We start from the raw sequence: 15,517 nt of genomic DNA, 5'->3' as shown, positions 1-15,517 counted from the left end.
ATGACGTCTCCTGAAGCAAAGGCTGTCGGCACCCTGGCCTTCTACAGCGACTTCGACGATTTCCAGACTTGGAAAGAAGCGCTTCAGGCGCAGCTTCCGGCACTTCATGTGGTTCACGCGAGCCAGGCCGAGCGGCCGGAACTGATCGACTACGCCCTGGTCTGGAAGCCCCCGCAGGGCATCTTCAGGCAGATGACGAATCTTCGGCTGATCATCAACCTGGGCGCCGGAGTCGACTCGCTGGTGACACGCGACGATCTCCCCGGGAACATTCCCATCACCCGGATCACCGATCCGCAGATGTCGAGGATGATGGCCGGTTATGTGCTGTTCGCGGTGCTCCGGCACGCCCGGGACATTCCACTCTTCGAGCAGGCCCAGCGCTCGGGCGAGTGGACCTATCGCCACCCGCGTTCGCCGGAGGAAATCACCGTTGCGGTGCTGGGACTGGGGCAGCTGGGAGCCAAGGCAGCGCATGAAATTCAGCGCCAGGGGTTCAGGACGCTGGGTTGGTCACGCAGTCTTGCGCAGATCGATGGCGTGGCGTGTTCTGCCGGCATGGAGACGCTCGATGCCGTGATCGGCCAAGCGGACATCGTCGTGCTGATGCTGCCGCTCACGCCGCAGACAAACCGACTCTTCGATCGCGGCCGTCTCGAGAAAATGAGGCCTGGCGCTGCTTTCATCAACGTCGCCAGGGGCGCCCTGGTGGATCAGGCCGCGTTGACGGAGCTGCTCCAAAGTGGCCACATCGGCGCGGCAACGCTGGATGTCTTCGAGCGCGAACCCCTGCCGGCCGGAGATGCGCTGTGGCGCATGCCCAACGTGCTCATCACCCCGCACCTCGCGTCGGTGGCGATTCCGTCATCCTCGGCCAGGCAGATCGCAGCCAACATCCTCCGCGTCTCAGCGGGCGAATTGCCGGACAACATCATCGAGCCGGCACGCGGATATTGACGGGCCGCGCCGACGACTGGAGGGTGCGTCCCGCAGACGTCAAACCGCTGGTCGGGAGCGCAGCGTTGGCCATACGGTGGACTCAATCGTTCTGGTAGTACGCCAGATTCGCGCGGCGCAACTCGAATTTCTGGATCTTGCCCGTCGGCGTCATGGGAAGTGCCGGTACGAAAACGATGTCTTTGGGCACTTCGAAGCCGCCGAGCTGCTCCTTGCAATGCGCAATCACCTCGTCCGGCGTTGCCGTCGTCCCCGGCCTGAGCACGATGAAGGCGGTGATCGCTTCGCCCCATCGATCGTGCGGCAGTCCGACCACCGCGACATTGAACACCGCGGGGTGGCGCAGCAGCACTTCTTCGACCTTGATCGACGGCACGTTCTCGCCGCCCGACTTGATCATGTCCTTCAGGCGGTCCATGAACAGCAACTGCCCGTCCTTGTCGAACATGCCCAGGTCACCCGAGTGGTGCCACCCGTGGCGCCACGCATGCGCGGTCGCCTCCGGGTCCTTGTAGTAGCCGAGCATCACGCTCGGACCGCGGAACACGATCTCGCCAACCTCGCCGCGCCCCAGCAACTGGCCGTCGTCGCTCATGACCGCGACTTCGTTGGCTGTCGTGGCGACACCCCAGTACGCACCGAAACGCTTGCGCTGCTCGTGGGCCTCGAAGACCGTGGCGGGCGCAATGACCTCGGTCTGTCCACCGGGCTGCATGAGGTTCGGACAGAACTCGTCGAGCATCCTGAGCACCAGTGCCTTCGACATCGGGGCCATCGCGTAGATGCACAGGCGCAGGCTGCCCAGGTCGCGCCTGGGCTTGTCGGGATGCGAAAGCATCGCCGCATACATCATCGGCAGCGCGGCGATCACCGTCACCTTGTGGCGCTCGATCGCCTCGAGCATGGCCGCCGGATCGAAGCCGCGCTGCACCAGCATCGTGCCGCCGACGGTCAGCAAGGTCATCATGACCGTGTACTGCCCGATGTGGAACAGCGGCAGCATGCCGCTCCAGACGTCGCCGGTGGTGCTGCTGTGCCACGCGATCGCGCTCGACGTCAACGCGGCATAGACCGAGGCATGCGAATGCATCACCCCCTTTTGCTTGCCGGTCGTGCCGCTGGTGTACATGATCAGCGCCAGTTGCTCGCTCTCGATCTCCACGTCGGGCAGTGTGCTCGGCCCGCTGGCAATCACCTGGTTCACGGTCGAAACACCCGCGTCCGGGACGTGACCCGCGGGGCATACGAGGATGGGAACAATGCCTCTGGACTCGACGAGTTCGCGCAGTTCCGGCCTGGCGTAGAAAGCAGCGTCGATCACCAATGACTGGACTTCCGCATGATCGAGGATGTAGCCGATGGCCTCCGGCGCCAGCGCGGTGTTGATCGGCACCCAGACCCGCCCCGCCTTGTGGATGCCCAATATGGCGCTGATCGTCTCTATGGAGTTGCTGCACAGCATGCCGACAGAACCACCCTGGCCAGCGCCCTGGCCCAACAGGTGATGGGCGAATCGGTTGGCGGCCTCGTCAAGCTCGCGGTACGACACGCGCGTGTCCCCGTCGATCAATGCGGTGCGCTCGCCGAAGCGACGCGCCGAGCGGTGCAGCACGTCCCCCAGTGCAATTCGTCGGATGCGTTTTTGCAGCGAGTCGAGTGTGATTTCCATGGCTTGTCTCCTTTTGCGGGAAGGCTACTGTGGCTGGGGCGCGCCGTCTTGCGTCGACTCGTCAAGCCATTCCTGCTCGGGCGAATGCGCTATGCCCTTGCGGCTGGTGCGGTTGCTTCATCTCCCGCCGACTCCAACGCGGGCTTGACGCTTTCCAGGGCCCCTCCGCCGTCGCAAGGAATCAATGCGCCGGAGATGTAGCCGGCAAACGGCGACGCCAGGAACAAGGCCAGGTTGGCGATGTCGTCGAGGCTGCCAAAACGCTTGAGCGGCACGGCGTTGCGGGCCCGCTCGCGCTCCGATGGTGCAGGCGCCATCAACTTGCGAAAGCCCTCGGTCCCGTCGATCGGACCGGGCGAGATCGAGTTGATCCGGATTCCTTCCCCACCCCACTCCAGCGCCAGCACCCGCGTGAGCTGGTCGATGCCGGCCTTAGCCGCGCAGGCATGCGCCTGGTAGCGCATCGGAATGAAAGACTGCGGCGCGGTGATGTTGATGACCGACGCGCCTGGTTTCTTCAGGTGCGCGTAGGCCTGGCGCAGCACATGGAAACTCCCGACCAGGTCGATGTCGACCACCACCTTGAATCCGTTGGACGACATGTCCTTGGCTTCACAGAGAAAATTGCCCGCCGCCCCCGACACCAGCGCGTCGACGAGACCGAAGCGATCGACGGACTCCTGCAGCGCGCGACCCACGGCATCGAAGTCGCGCACGTCCGCACTCACCCCGTGCACCTTGCCGCCGTAGCGCAGCAGCGCGGCGGTCGCGGCCTCGACGTTCTCGGGCTTGCGGCTCACGACCGTCAGGTTGGCGCCCTGCCGCGCAAAGGCATGCGCGATGCCGAAATTGATGCCCGTGGTGCCGCCGAAGACGACCACGTGCTGTCCACTGAAATCAAAATCCACTTGCATTGAATGTCTCCTGCGCCGGGCGCGGCGCACACGTACTGGATCAGGTCGGAATCGGCGCGGCCTATGCCGCGCTACGCCACGCGGCCATGCACGTCGAGCTTGCGGCCGACCGCGAAGATCGACTTCGGCGTCAGCCCGTAGACCTGCCGCACCGAGTGGCTGAAATGGGTCGAGTCCGGATAGCCCACGTCAAGCGCGATCTGTGCAAGATTCGCGTCCTGCGTCACGTAGTAGAGAACGCTGCGCGCCCGCTGCCAGGTGCGAAAGCTGCGAAACGACGTGCCCGCCTCGGTCTTGAAAAGGTGCAGGAAGCGCGACACTGAGAGGTGCGAGGCCTCGGCGCAGTCCTGAGCCGATGTGTGGCTGTTCGGGTCGTCCTTGATCCGCGCCAGCACCGCGCGGATGCGCCGGTCGATGGCGCGCGGCTCCAGCGCCTGACCGAAAAAGCATTGGTCGAAATCGGCCGTCTGCAGCGTCTGCTGGACCCTCCCGCGCTGAAAGCGTTCGAGCGCGCCACGCAGGGCCCTCGCCGTTTCAGGCTCCGGCACCGCGCCCCGCCCGTTGGCAATGAACGTGGGCAGCTTGTCGACCGCCACGCTGTCGGCCTCGATCAGGATGTCGCAGATCATGCGGTCGCCCGACACGAGGGAATGCGAAACATACGGCGGCACCACCGAGAGTTCCGCTTCCTGCCACGGCCCCCCCTCGATGGAGATGCGGTGCGTCTTGCTCAGCGACACGTAGATGGAATACGCGCCCAGTTCCCGAACCATCGGCTCGCCGACGAGGCCGACATACAGCACGCGGTCGACGTTCAGCCACATCATCGAATCCGGTCGTGCCGATCCCGTCGCCTGCGCGGCGGCCGTGGGGCTCTCCGCGGGTTCTGGATGTTTGGGCATGAGCGTCTCCTTGCTTGGCTTCACCGACAGCGCCCCACCATGGCCTGCCAGGCCGGCATGCCCCGTGAGTCGTCTCCGCCGATTCTGACGGCGGAGGACGGCGGTCGTCCATAGCATTTCCGATAGCTCGCTCAAGTTGCCCGGCGCCCTCAGCGCCCCGTCCATACCGGCTTGCGCTTCTCGTTGAAAGACGCAAGCCCTTCCCTGGCGTCCTCCGTCATGGCCATCAGGGCGATCTGGCTCTCGGTATAGGCAATGCTTTCGTCGAAGGACATCGCATCCATGGCCCGCATCGCGTACTTGCCGCGGCGAATGGCGGTCGGCGATTTGCCGGCCAGCCGGTCGATCAGCCACTGCGTCCTGGTGTCGAGTTCGGCGGCCGGCACCACATAGTTCAGCAATCCGCTTTCCTTTGCCTCCGCAGCGTCGAAGGGTTCGCCCGTGATGCACCATTCGCGCACCTTGCGGCGCGGCGCGACACCGTTGAGCACGCTCAGCACCTGCATCGGAAAGAGGCCGATCTTCACCTCGGGCAGGCCGAACTGCACGTGATCTGCCGCAATTGCCATGTCGGTCATGCACAGCAGGCCGAATCCGCCGGCCATGCACACGCCGTTGACTCGCGCGATGCTGGGCAAGGTGGCGTTCTGCGCGTCCCGCAGCAGGTCGGCATAGTCCGCGTTGGGCCGGGAGTGGTCGAAGGTGAACGCCGCACCCGGCTGGAGATCGCCACCGGCGCAGAACGCCTTGTCGCCAGCGGCGGTCAGCACGATCACGCGCACTTCCGGGTCGGCGTGCGCCTGCCGGTAACCCTCGCGGATGCCGGCAACCACCTCCTTGCTGATGGCGTTGCGCTTGTCAGGGCGGTTGATGGTGATCCAGAACGCCCGGTCGCGTTTTTCAAGAAGAACCACCGGTGCGGTGCCGGCAGTGATCGTCGTGTCTCTCATGGTTTTTCCTGGGAGTGGTTGTTGCTTCAGTGCGTGGCAGCCTGACTGCCTTCCGCGGGCGTCGTGGCTTGCGCCGTGACTTCGATCTCGGCCACCACGCGGCTCGCGGCCACCTGCTCGCCCACCGCCACATGCAGCGCGCTGAGCTTTCCCGCCACGGAGGCCATATGGACGTGTTCCATCTTCATGGCCTCGAGCGTGACGATCGGCTGCCCGACCTGCACCGTGTCGCCGACGGCGGCGAGCACCGCAACCACCCGCCCGTTCATGGAGGCGCGCAGCTTGCCGTCGCCGCCCGCGTCGCCCTGGCGGGCCGATGCGGCGCGCGTCTTGTCGTCGATGCGCAGTGCCCGGCCACGGTAGTGCAGCAGCAGGAGCGGGCCATCGCGATAAAAGGCTGCGTTCTCGGACACGCCGTTGCACACGAAGCGTAACGAGGCATCGTCCACCTGCGCGATTTCGACGGCGAAGTCCTGCGCGTCGCCAAGGCTGACCTGGAAACGATGCTGCGTTCCCAGCACGACACTGGCGTTCCAGGTCCTGCCGCCAAGGTCGAAGCGCTGCGAGATCGGCAGGTTGTGCGTCATCGCGCGCCCCGAGCGGCGCGGCCGGGACGAAACGGCAGTGGCATAGAGCAGCACGGCCGCCAGCGCCGCTGCGCGCGCCTGCGCTGCCGGGTCCTGGGTCAGCAGCGCATCCTGGTGCTGGCCGATAAATGCCGTGGTCGCGCCACCGGCGGCAAAGACCGGATGCGCGAGACAACTGCGCAAGAAGGCCTGGTTGGTTGTCACGCCGAGTGCGACGGCATCTTCCAGGCCCGCCATCAGCTTGCGGCGTGCTTCGTCGCGCGTGCGGCCGTGGCTGATGATCTTGGCGATCATCGAGTCGTAGAACGGCGGAATCTCGGCGCCCGAGCGCAACGCGTCCTCGACGCGCAGCTGTGCCGGCATCTTCCAGAGCGCGACCGTGCCGCTCTGCGGCATGAAGCCCTTGTCCGCATCCTCGGCGCACAGCCGCACTTCGATGGCGTGGCCGGAAAAGCGCACCTGCTCCTGCGTGAGCGGCAACGCCTCTCCTGCGGCAACACGCAACTGCAGCTCGACCAGATCGAGCCCGGTGACGGCCTCGGTCACAGGATGCTCGACCTGCAGGCGGGTGTTCATCTCCATGAAATAGAAGTTGCCCTCGCGGTCGAGCAAGAACTCGAGCGTGCCGGCGCCTTCGTAGCGGATCGCTTTCACAGCCGCCACGGCCGTGACCCCCATCCGCTCGCGCAGCGCCGCATCGACGGCCGGCGACGGCGCCTCTTCGATCAACTTCTGGTGCCGACGCTGCACCGAGCAATCGCGCTCGCCCAGGTGGATGGCGTTGCCGTAGCGGTCCGCGAAGACTTGGATCTCGATGTGGCGAGGCTCCACGATGGCGCGTTCGAGGATCACCTCCGGGTCGCCGAAGGCGCTTTGCGCTTCGGAACGCGCGCTGCGCAGCAGTTCGGGAAACTCCTTGGCCGAGGGCACCAGCCGCATGCCACGGCCGCCGCCGCCGGCCGTGGCCTTGATCATCACCGGGAAGCCGATGCGCGCGGCCTCCGACGCCAGGCGCTGCTCGCCCTGGTCTTCGCCCTGGTAGCCGGGAATGCACGGCACGCCCGCGGCCTGCATCAGTGTCTTGGCACCTGCCTTGTTGCCCATGGACACGATCGCTTCCGCCGAGGGGCCGATGAACACCAGCCCGGCGTCCTTGCAGGCTTGCGCGAAGTCTTCGTTCTCGGCCAGAAAGCCGTAGCCCGGATGCACGGCGTCGGCGCCGCTCAGGCGCGCCGCCTCGATGATGGCCGGGATGCGCAGGTACGACTGCGCCGGCAGCGGCTCGCCGATGCAGACGGACTGATCCGCTTCCAGCACGTGACGGGCACCGGCGTCGGCGGTGGAGTACACCGCCACGGTGCGGTAGCCGAGCGCGCGTGCGCTGCGGATCACGCGCAGCGCGATCTCGCCGCGGTTCGCGATGAGGATCTTCTGGAAAGGCGTCGGGGTAGAGGTGGAGTCGGTCATGAGAGCGTGGTCCGGAAAAGAGACGACGAGAGCGGGTGCTCAAGCCGACTTGGGAAAGGTGCCCATGAACTTGCTGAGGATCTGCAACATGACCTCGTCGGCGCCGCCTCCGATGGAGGTCAGCCGGCCGTCGCGGAAGATGCGCGTGATGTGGCTCTCGTCCATGAAGCCCATGCCGCCCCAGAACTGGAGACAGCCGTCTGCCACTTCGCGCATGACGCGACCGGCCTTGAGCTTGGCCACGGTGGCGGTGCGCGTGGCGTCCCGGCCCGCGACCATTTCTTCCACCGCCTGCCAGCAGATCGCCTTCAGGCACGAGACCTCCGTCTGGAGTTCGGCCAGCTTGTAGTGCACCCACTGGTTGTCGAGGATGGAACGGCCGAAGGCCTTGCGCTCGCGGGTGTAGTCGATCGTGATGTCGATCGCGCGCTGGGCCATGCCGGCATTGTTGAGCGCGCCCCACAGCCGCTCGACCTGGAACTGCTCCATCTGGTACATGAAGCCCATGCCCTCCTCCCCGATGCGGTAGCGCTGCGGCACGCGCACCTCGTCGAAGTGCAACTGCGCAGTGTCCGAGGCGTGCATGCCCAGCTTTTTCAGCTTGCGCGCGACGGATACCCCGGGCGTCTTCATCGGAACCACGATCAGCGACTTGTTGCGATGCGCCGCGCCGTCGGAGGTGTTGGCCAGCACGCAGCAGAAATCAGCCTGCGTTCCGCTGGTGGTCCACATCTTGCCGCCGCGGATGACGTAGTCGCCACCATCCTTGCGGGCCGTGGTCTTGATCGACGCCACGTCCGATCCGCTACCGACCTCGGACACCCCCAGGCAGGCCACGTACTCGCCCGTGATTGCCGGCGTGAGGAACTCGTCGCGCAACGCCTTGCTGCCGCGATGCGCCAACGCCGGTGTCGCCATGTCGGTCTGCAGGCCGATGGCCAGCGGCACGCCGCCGCAATTGATTTCCGCGAGGGTCTCGGCCATCAGGGCCGCATACGAATGGTCGAGCCCCGCACCGCCGTTTTCCACCGGCATGGTCAGGCCCAGCAATCCGAGCTCGCCCATGCGGCGAAAAACCTGGTGGGCCGGGAAGATCTCGGCCTTTTCCCATTCGTCCACATGCGGATTGATCTCCTGCGCGATGAAACGCTTGAGCGTGTCGCGCAGTGCTTCGTGTTCGGGTGTGAGTTGCATGAATGTCTTTCGTTCTTTTGGTTCAGGGCCGTGCCACCGAGAACTGCATCGGATGCGGCTTGCGCAGTTCGGCATCGCGACAGATCGACAACACCTTGGCCAGCACCGTGCGGGTGTCGCGCGGGTCGATCACGCCGTCGTCGAGCAGCCGCGCACTGGTGTGAAAAACGCTCATCTGGCCGTCGAAGCGATCGATGATCCGGCGCTCCATATCGTCAAGCCTAGCCTGGTCCACCGCGCCTTTGCGCTTCATGGCGGCCTCGGTGACGATGGACATCGTCTTGGCGGCCTGCTCGCCGCCCATCACGGCGGTCTTGGCGTTGGGCCACGAAAAACAGAAGCGCGGATGGAAGCCCCGGCCGCACATGCCGTAGTTGCCGGCACCGAACGACGCACCGCAAAAGATCGTGATCTGCGGCACGGTGGCGTTGGTCACCGCCTGGATCATCTTGGAGCCGTGCTTGATGATGCCGGCCTCCTCCACATCCTTGCCCACCATGAAGCCCGTGATGTTGTTGAGGTAGAGGATGGGCGTCTGCGACTGGCAGCAGGCCTGGATGAAGTGCGTGGCCTTGGAAGCGCCGGCCACGTCGATCGGTCCGTTGTTGGTCACCACGCCGAGCGGCAATCCTTCGATCTTGATGTGACCGACCACCGTGGCGTTGCCGTAGTTCTCGCCGAACTCCAGGAACTCGGAGTCGTCCGCGATGCGCGCGATCACCTGCCGCATGTCCACCGGACGCTTGGGGTCCATCGGCATGATGCCCAGCAGTTCTTCCGCATCGTGCCGCGGCGGCTTGAAGCGCCGCGACGGCTCGGCCGGCACATCGCGATGCCAGTCGATGTTGGAGACGATTTCGCGTGCGATGCGGATGGCGTCGCGGTCGTCTTCGGCCAGGTAGTCGCCCAGGCCCGAGATGTGGGTATGCATCACCGCACCACCCAGCTCCTCTTCGGTCGCGACCTCGCCGGTGGCGGCCTTGAGCAGCGGCGGCCCCGCAAGAAAGGCCCGCGAGCGGCCCCGCACCATCACGATGTAGTCCGACAGGCCCGTCTGGTAGGCGCCGCCCGCCGTCGAGGAGCCGTGCGTCACGGTGATCACCGGCAGGCCCGCAGCGGACATGCGCGCGATGTTGCGGAACAGGTTGCCGCCGACCACGAATTCCTCGACCCGGTAGGTCATGAGGTTGGCGCCCGCGCACTCGACCAGCTGGACATAGGGCAGCTTGTTCTCGAGCGCGATTTCCTGCATGCGCAACTGCTTGTCGATGCCCATCGGTTGCAGCGCTCCGGCATCGATGCCGGAGTCGGAGGCGTTGATCATCACGCGCACGCCCGAGACCCAGCCGATGCCGCCGATCACGCCACCGCCCGGCACGCTTTTTTCGAGATCGGGGTTGTCCAGGCCAAGGCCCGCCAACGAGCCGATTTCAAGAAACGGCGTGCCCGGGTCGAGCAGCAGCGACAGGCGCTCGCGCGGCAGCAACTGGCCGCGCTTCTCGAAGCGCTCGCGCGATTTGGCCGAGGTCATGACGGCGCGCTGCTGGTAGCCACGAACACGTTCGAGCAGCGCCAGCATGCCGTCGCGGTTGGACTGGAAATTCTCGCTGCCGGGAGAAATGCTCGATTCGATGGTTGCCATTTGCTGCTGCCTTGGATGGATGGAAGGCAGCTTAGGCAAAGCGATGTGCACCGTCTTGCGCGCAGTCGCTGCGATGGGTGATCAGGCCCGCAATTGCAAGCGCAACTTGGACAGCAGCGCCCTCGGCTGATAGGACAGCTTGCTGCGGCGGAATCCGGCAATGCCCATGTCCTGCTCAAAATTGAGCCACGCCACGGGCCGCGAGAACTCGCGGCAGAAGTGCTGAAACATGAAGGGGTAGAGGCCGATGTGGCTGTCGAGCCCCTTCGCGAAACGCATCACGAAAACGCCCGGCTGCAGCTCCTGCGCCAGCACGAAACCCATCGGCTGCGCCTCGGAGAAATACACGAAGCCTTCGAGCCCGAAGCGCGCATGCAGCGCGATGGCCTCCAGGCAGGCGGCTTCGTCGGCTTCGCCCGGGTTCTTTCCCTTCTGCGCCATCCAGCCGCGCAGCACCTGCCGGGCCGCGTCCGCAAGATCGTCGCCGAAGGGCTCGGCCCGCGGAACATGCGTCGCGTGAAACTGCCGCAGGAGATTGCGCTTCTTGGCCAACGGGCGTCCGGGATAGTCGACGAAATCGGATGCGGCAAACAGATAGTCCGCGTCGTCGCGCGAATCGGAGATCCCGAACAGGCCGGCCGGAAGCCCATCGGCATGGCGCGCCGCCACCGGATAGACATGCTTGTGCCCTTCCAGCAGGTCGTGCCACACATCGCGAGGTGCCGCAGCGGGCTCGAACAGGGGCATCAGGTGCCGACTGCCGTCATAAGCGAGGCCCGAAACGCAGGGCCAGTCCCCCGGAAGAAAGCGGTAGCCGTGAATCTCGCGGAACAGATAGAGATTCGAGAACGAATGGTCCGAGAGGCAATGCGCACCGCTGCCCTCGCGAAGGCGTGCCAGCGCGGCTTCGATCGGCGCCTGCAGGTCGAGCGTCAGCGGCAGTCCGGTCAAGGTGCGTACACCACCTTGCGCACGCCCGGCGCCGGACCGTCCGCCGGAGGGCCGGCAAAGCACTGCGCCTTCGACAGCCATTGCCGGGCCGCGCCATCGCTGTAGCGCAGCGCCGTGTCGGCCAAGTGGCGCCGCTGCGTGACGACCAGGCAGAAGTCCGTGGCCGATCCACGCACGAACTCCGCGGAGCTCGCGTCGCCCCAGGTCCATGTGCCGCCGTCGGGCGCTTCAAGCTCGACACGCGGTGCGGGGGTCGGCACCGGCAGTTTGCGATTGACGAAGGTCCATCCGAAGGTGTTCACACCAATGTGGGCGATGTGCTTCAGCCGTGCGGTGGCGGGCCGTTCGCGTCGCATCAGGTCCCATACGTCCTGGCCATGCGCCCAGACTTCCATCACCCTGGCGGAAGCAAACGACAGTGCGCTCATGCTGGGCCCGTACCAGGGCAGGCGCGCCTTGGGGGGAAGAGGCTGCAATGCGTCGACGAGCCGCATGGAGATCGGCTCCCACCGGGCCAGCAACGCTGCGCCATCGAGGTGGGCGTATTTTTCGCGCGCGATGGCGCTGATTTCCTTGCCCGCTGCAATCTGGGCCATCAAGCCTGCGGAATCGCGGGCAAAGGCGTCGGTGTCGGTGGCGGACAGCAACGCGGTTTCGTCGAAGAAGCAGGTGTGAGCGATCTCGTCCCAGGCTGTCCATCCGTAGAAGGCGGTGGTCGCCTTCCATTGCGCAGGGCTCAGGGTACGTGCCAGGTCGGCCAGCCCCTTGTACTCGGCACGCAGGTCGTCGGTTGTCTCTCTCATCGCATCAGTCCTTCTTTTAGGCGAGGCAGTCGGCGCACGCCATAGTCAACGGAAGGCTACCGAACGAAGGCCGGCAGGTCTTGCGCCGAAACGCTGCGCAACACAGCGCTTCGGCGCAAGCGTTTTGCAGGTGCGCTGGATAAGCTGACTTTTCGATCAGCCCCCCAGGAAAACACGCATGACCCGCTCCTCTTCATCTGAACAAAAAGTCGTCCGCATCGGAGGCGCTTCCGGCTTCTGGGGCGACAGCATGGTGGCCGCGCCGCAGCTCGTGAAGCACGGCCAACTCGACTACCTGGTGTTCGACTTCCTGGCCGAAACCACCATGGCCATCCTGGCCGCCGCGCGTGCCAGGAAACCCGAAATGGGCTATGCCACCGACTTCGTCGACATCTCGATGAAGCCGGTACTCAAGGAGATCAAGCGGCAAGGCATCAAGGTGATCAGCAATGCCGGCGGCATCAACCCCCAGGGGTGTGCCGATGCGTTGCGCGCGCTGGCCGAGGCAGAGGGCGTTTCGCTGCGCATCGCGGTGGTGGAAGGCGACGACGTCAGCGCGAAGATGCCGGCGCTGCGTGGGCTCGGCGCCAGGGACATGTTCACTGGCGAGGCGCTGCCCGAGAAGGTGCTGAGCGCGAATGCCTACCTGGGTGCCGTGCCGATTGCCGCCGCGCTGGCAGCCGGTGCCGACGTGGTCATCACGGGCCGGTGCGTCGACAGTGCCGTCACGCTCGGCCCCTTGATGCATGAGTTCGGCTGGAGCAGCGACGACTTCGACCTGCTGGCTTCCGGCAGCCTGGCCGGTCACATCATCGAGTGCGGCTGCCAGGCCACTGGTGGCCTGCATACCGACTGGGAAGACATCCCCGATTGGGCCAACATGGGCTTCCCCATCGTCGAATGCCATGCCGACGGCAGCTTCGTCGTCACCAAGCCCGAGGGCACCGGCGGCAAGGTGATCCGGGCCGCCATCGCAGAGCAGATGCTCTACGAGATCGGCGACCCGGCCGCCTACATGCTGCCCGATGTGACCTGCGATTTCCGCAACGTGGTGATCGAGCAGCAGGGAGCCGACCGTGTGTGGGTGAGTCCTGCCAAGGGACGTGCGCCGATGCCCGGCTACAAAGTGTCGGCCACGCAACTCGACGGCTATCGCTGTACCGGCAGCCTGGTGATCGTGGGCGTCGACGCCGAGAAGAAGGCGCTGCGCACCGGCGAGGCGATCCTCGAGCGTGCCGGCAACATCCTGCGCGAGAACGGACAACCGCCCTTCACCTCGACGTTCATCGAGGTCATCGGCTCCGAAACGCTGTACGGGCCCCACGCGCGCACGCACCATGTGCGCGAGGTCATGGTGCGTGTGGTCGCCAACCATCCGCAGAAGGCGGCACTCGAAATGTTTTCGCGCGAGATCGCGCCCTCGGCCACATCCGGTGCGCCCGGCACCACCAGCCCGGGGGGTGGCCGGCCCACGGTGTCGCCGCTGGTCAAGCCCTTTGCATTCACTCTCGACAAGGGGGTCGTGGCAGTGACGTGCGTGCTCGATGGGGAGCGCCATGCCGTGGCCATTCCGGCAGGCATCGGTACTGCCGACGTTCCACCCGCGGTCCTGCCCGGCGCCTGGCAGGACTCGGACGAAGCCCAGGAGGACGTCCGGCTGATCTCCCTCGCATACGCGCGCAGCGGAGACAAGGGCGACATCTCCAACATCGGCCTGGTGGCCCGTCGCCCGGAGTGGCTGCCATTGCTGTGGGACCGGGTCACGCCCGATGCGGTGCGCGGCTACTTCGCGCACCTGATGCACGGCAAGGTCGAGCGTTTTCACCTGCCCGGCACGGCGTCCATGAACCTGCTTCTGCACGAGGCGCTGGACGGCGGCGGCCCGTCGTCGATGCGCATGGATCCGCTGGGCAAGGGCATGGGGCAGATGCTGCTGGACATGGTCATCAAGGTTCCGCGGTCGATTGCCGCGAGCCTCGACCGCGCACGCTGAAGGCCCGGCGATGAGTGCGCCCCCACGCCAGGCGATGCGCGCCGACCTCGCGCGGCGCAGCGTCGCCGCAATCTGGCACCCCTGCACACAGATGAAGCGTGCGGACACGGTGCCGCCGCTGGCGATCGCGCAAGGCCTGGGGCCTTGGCTTTTCGACGACGCGGACCGGCGCTACTTCGACGCCACCAGCTCCTGGTGGGTCAATCTCTTCGGCCATGCCGACGCCCGCATCAACGCAGCGCTGCGCGACCAGCTCGACCGGCTGCCACACGTGATGCTGGCCGGCTGCACCCATGCGCCGGCGATCGAGTTGGCCGAGCGCCTGTCGGCGCTGACAGACGGCGTGCTGGGCCATTGCTTCTTTGCCAGCGACGGCGCCTCGGCGGTGGAGATTGCGCTCAAGATGAGTTTTCACCATTGGCGCAACAGCGGTCGCCTGGCCAAGCGCGAGTTCGTCTGCCTGCGCCAGGGGTATCACGGCGAAACCCTCGGTGCGCTCGCCGTGACCGACGTGGCCGTGTTCCGCGATACCTACAACCCGCTGCTCATGCAGGCGCACCAGGTCATGTCGCCCGATGCCCGGCAGGCGGCACCGGGCGAATCCGCCGCCGATGTGGCGCAGCGTGCGGCCGGCGAGTTGCAGGCCCTGCTCGAAGCGCGGCACACGCACATCGCCGCCGTCATCCTCGAACCATTGGTGCAGGGCGCGGCCGGCATGGCGATGCACCACCCTTCGTACCTGCGCGCGGTGCGTGCGCTGTGCGACCGTTTCGAGGTGCACCTGATCGCCGACGAGATCGCCGTGGGCTGCGGCCGCACAGGGACCTTCTTCGCGTTCGAGCAAGCCTCGCTGCCGGACGAGCCGCGCATCTGGCCCGACCTGATCTGCCTTTCGAAAGGCATCAGCGGCGGCTACCTGCCACTGTCGCTCGTCCTGTCGCGCGACACGATCTACGACGCTTTCCTGGACGACGACGTCGCTCGCGGCTTCCTGCACTCGCATTCGTACGCAGGCAACGCACTGGCCTGTCGCGCAGCACTGGCGGTGCTCGACCGCTTCGAACACGACGACGTGCTGCGGCACAACCGGCAGCAGGCCCCGGCACTGACGGCCGCACTCTCGCCCCTCTCCCGCGATCCGCGCATCGAACACCTGCGCCATCGCGGCATGGTCTGGGCCTTCGACGTGCGGGAAGAACATGCCGGTCCGCGCTTCGCGGAACGCTTCCATCTGGCCGGCCGCACGCACGAACTGCTGATCCGGCCGATCGGACGCTCGGTGTACCTGCTGCCGCCCTACGTGCTGGACAGCACGTTGTCGAAATGGCTCGCAGAGCGCGTGCTCGCGACTTTGCATGAGGTCCTGCAACAGGACTTCAGCGGCAACTGATCGGCCGCGATCGACGCACCGCACCGTCACACAACGACTCGACGCAAGACCGCGCGCCATCGAAGCCCTAACGTTCGCGCCATGACAAAGGCCGGATG

The 15,517-nt window shown here is 65.9% G+C and carries 12 protein-coding genes; 3 read left to right on the top strand and 9 right to left on the bottom strand.

Translation table 11 applies throughout. The features are described from left to right. Complete coding sequence (locus AB4Z46_RS20085) at nt 1-957, top strand: 2-hydroxyacid dehydrogenase (RefSeq protein WP_442285294.1); 957 nt, start codon at nt 1-3, stop codon at nt 955-957. Between the two features lie 82 nt (nt 958-1,039). Here AB4Z46_RS20085 and AB4Z46_RS20080 read toward each other — a convergent pair whose 3' ends face one another. From AB4Z46_RS20080 to AB4Z46_RS20040, 9 genes are all read right to left on the bottom strand, one after another. Beyond that, nucleotides 1,040-2,626, bottom strand: a complete 1,587-nt coding sequence (locus AB4Z46_RS20080; RefSeq protein ID WP_442285293.1) for a class I adenylate-forming enzyme family protein — start codon at nt 2,624-2,626, stop codon at nt 1,040-1,042. A gap of 89 nt (nt 2,627-2,715) precedes the next feature. Next, the gene (locus AB4Z46_RS20075) at nt 2,716-3,540 is read right to left on the bottom strand and encodes an SDR family oxidoreductase (RefSeq protein ID WP_442285292.1); all 825 of its coding nucleotides are present in this window, start codon (nt 3,538-3,540) and stop codon (nt 2,716-2,718) included. A gap of 71 nt (nt 3,541-3,611) precedes the next feature. Further along, nucleotides 3,612-4,607, bottom strand: coding sequence for a helix-turn-helix transcriptional regulator (locus AB4Z46_RS20070; RefSeq protein WP_442285291.1), 996 nt, complete (start codon nt 4,605-4,607; stop codon nt 3,612-3,614). Further along, on the bottom strand, nt 4,592-5,392 hold the full coding sequence (locus tag AB4Z46_RS20065) for an enoyl-CoA hydratase/isomerase family protein (RefSeq protein WP_442285290.1): 801 nt from the start codon (nt 5,390-5,392) through the stop codon (nt 4,592-4,594). The genes AB4Z46_RS20070 and AB4Z46_RS20065 overlap by 16 nt, the downstream gene beginning before the upstream one ends. 26 nt (nt 5,393-5,418) lie before the next feature. Beyond that, nucleotides 5,419-7,446 (bottom strand): acetyl/propionyl/methylcrotonyl-CoA carboxylase subunit alpha, encoded by a 2,028-nt coding sequence (locus AB4Z46_RS20060; protein WP_442285289.1) that lies wholly within the window; start codon nt 7,444-7,446, stop codon nt 5,419-5,421. Between the two features lie 39 nt (nt 7,447-7,485). Further along, entirely contained in the window at nt 7,486-8,640 is a 1,155-nt protein-coding gene (locus AB4Z46_RS20055) for an acyl-CoA dehydrogenase family protein (RefSeq protein ID WP_442285288.1), read from the bottom strand. 22 nt (nt 8,641-8,662) lie between these two features. Next, nucleotides 8,663-10,282, bottom strand: a complete 1,620-nt coding sequence (locus tag AB4Z46_RS20050; RefSeq protein ID WP_442285287.1) for an acyl-CoA carboxylase subunit beta — start codon at nt 10,280-10,282, stop codon at nt 8,663-8,665. Nucleotides 10,283-10,363: 81 nt separating this feature from the next. Further along, complete coding sequence (locus tag AB4Z46_RS20045; RefSeq protein ID WP_442285286.1) at nt 10,364-11,233, bottom strand: phosphatidylglycerol lysyltransferase domain-containing protein; 870 nt, start codon at nt 11,231-11,233, stop codon at nt 10,364-10,366. After that, nucleotides 11,230-12,036 (bottom strand): TIGR03084 family metal-binding protein, encoded by an 807-nt coding sequence (locus AB4Z46_RS20040; protein WP_442285285.1) that lies wholly within the window; start codon nt 12,034-12,036, stop codon nt 11,230-11,232. Before AB4Z46_RS20040 ends, AB4Z46_RS20045 begins: the two co-directional genes overlap by 4 nt. A 178-nt stretch (nt 12,037-12,214) precedes the next feature. On the opposite strand from AB4Z46_RS20040, the gene AB4Z46_RS20035 reads away from it, so the two are divergent. Next, the gene (locus AB4Z46_RS20035; RefSeq protein ID WP_442285284.1) at nt 12,215-14,029 is read left to right on the top strand and encodes an acyclic terpene utilization AtuA family protein; all 1,815 of its coding nucleotides are present in this window, start codon (nt 12,215-12,217) and stop codon (nt 14,027-14,029) included. A gap of 10 nt (nt 14,030-14,039) precedes the next feature. Continuing rightward, nucleotides 14,040-15,419: an adenosylmethionine--8-amino-7-oxononanoate transaminase gene (bioA, locus tag AB4Z46_RS20030; RefSeq protein WP_442285283.1), complete on the top strand. Its 1,380-nt coding sequence runs from the start codon at nt 14,040-14,042 to the stop codon at nt 15,417-15,419. Nucleotides 15,420-15,517: the final 98 nt, after the last annotated feature.

Origin of the sequence: Variovorax sp. M-6 (genome assembly GCF_052114385.1) — a bacterium.
Taxonomy (GTDB): Bacteria; Pseudomonadota; Gammaproteobacteria; order Burkholderiales; family Burkholderiaceae_C; genus Variovorax.
Note: the sequence above shows the minus strand (reverse complement) of the source record. Positions and strands in the feature narration are given on the sequence as shown.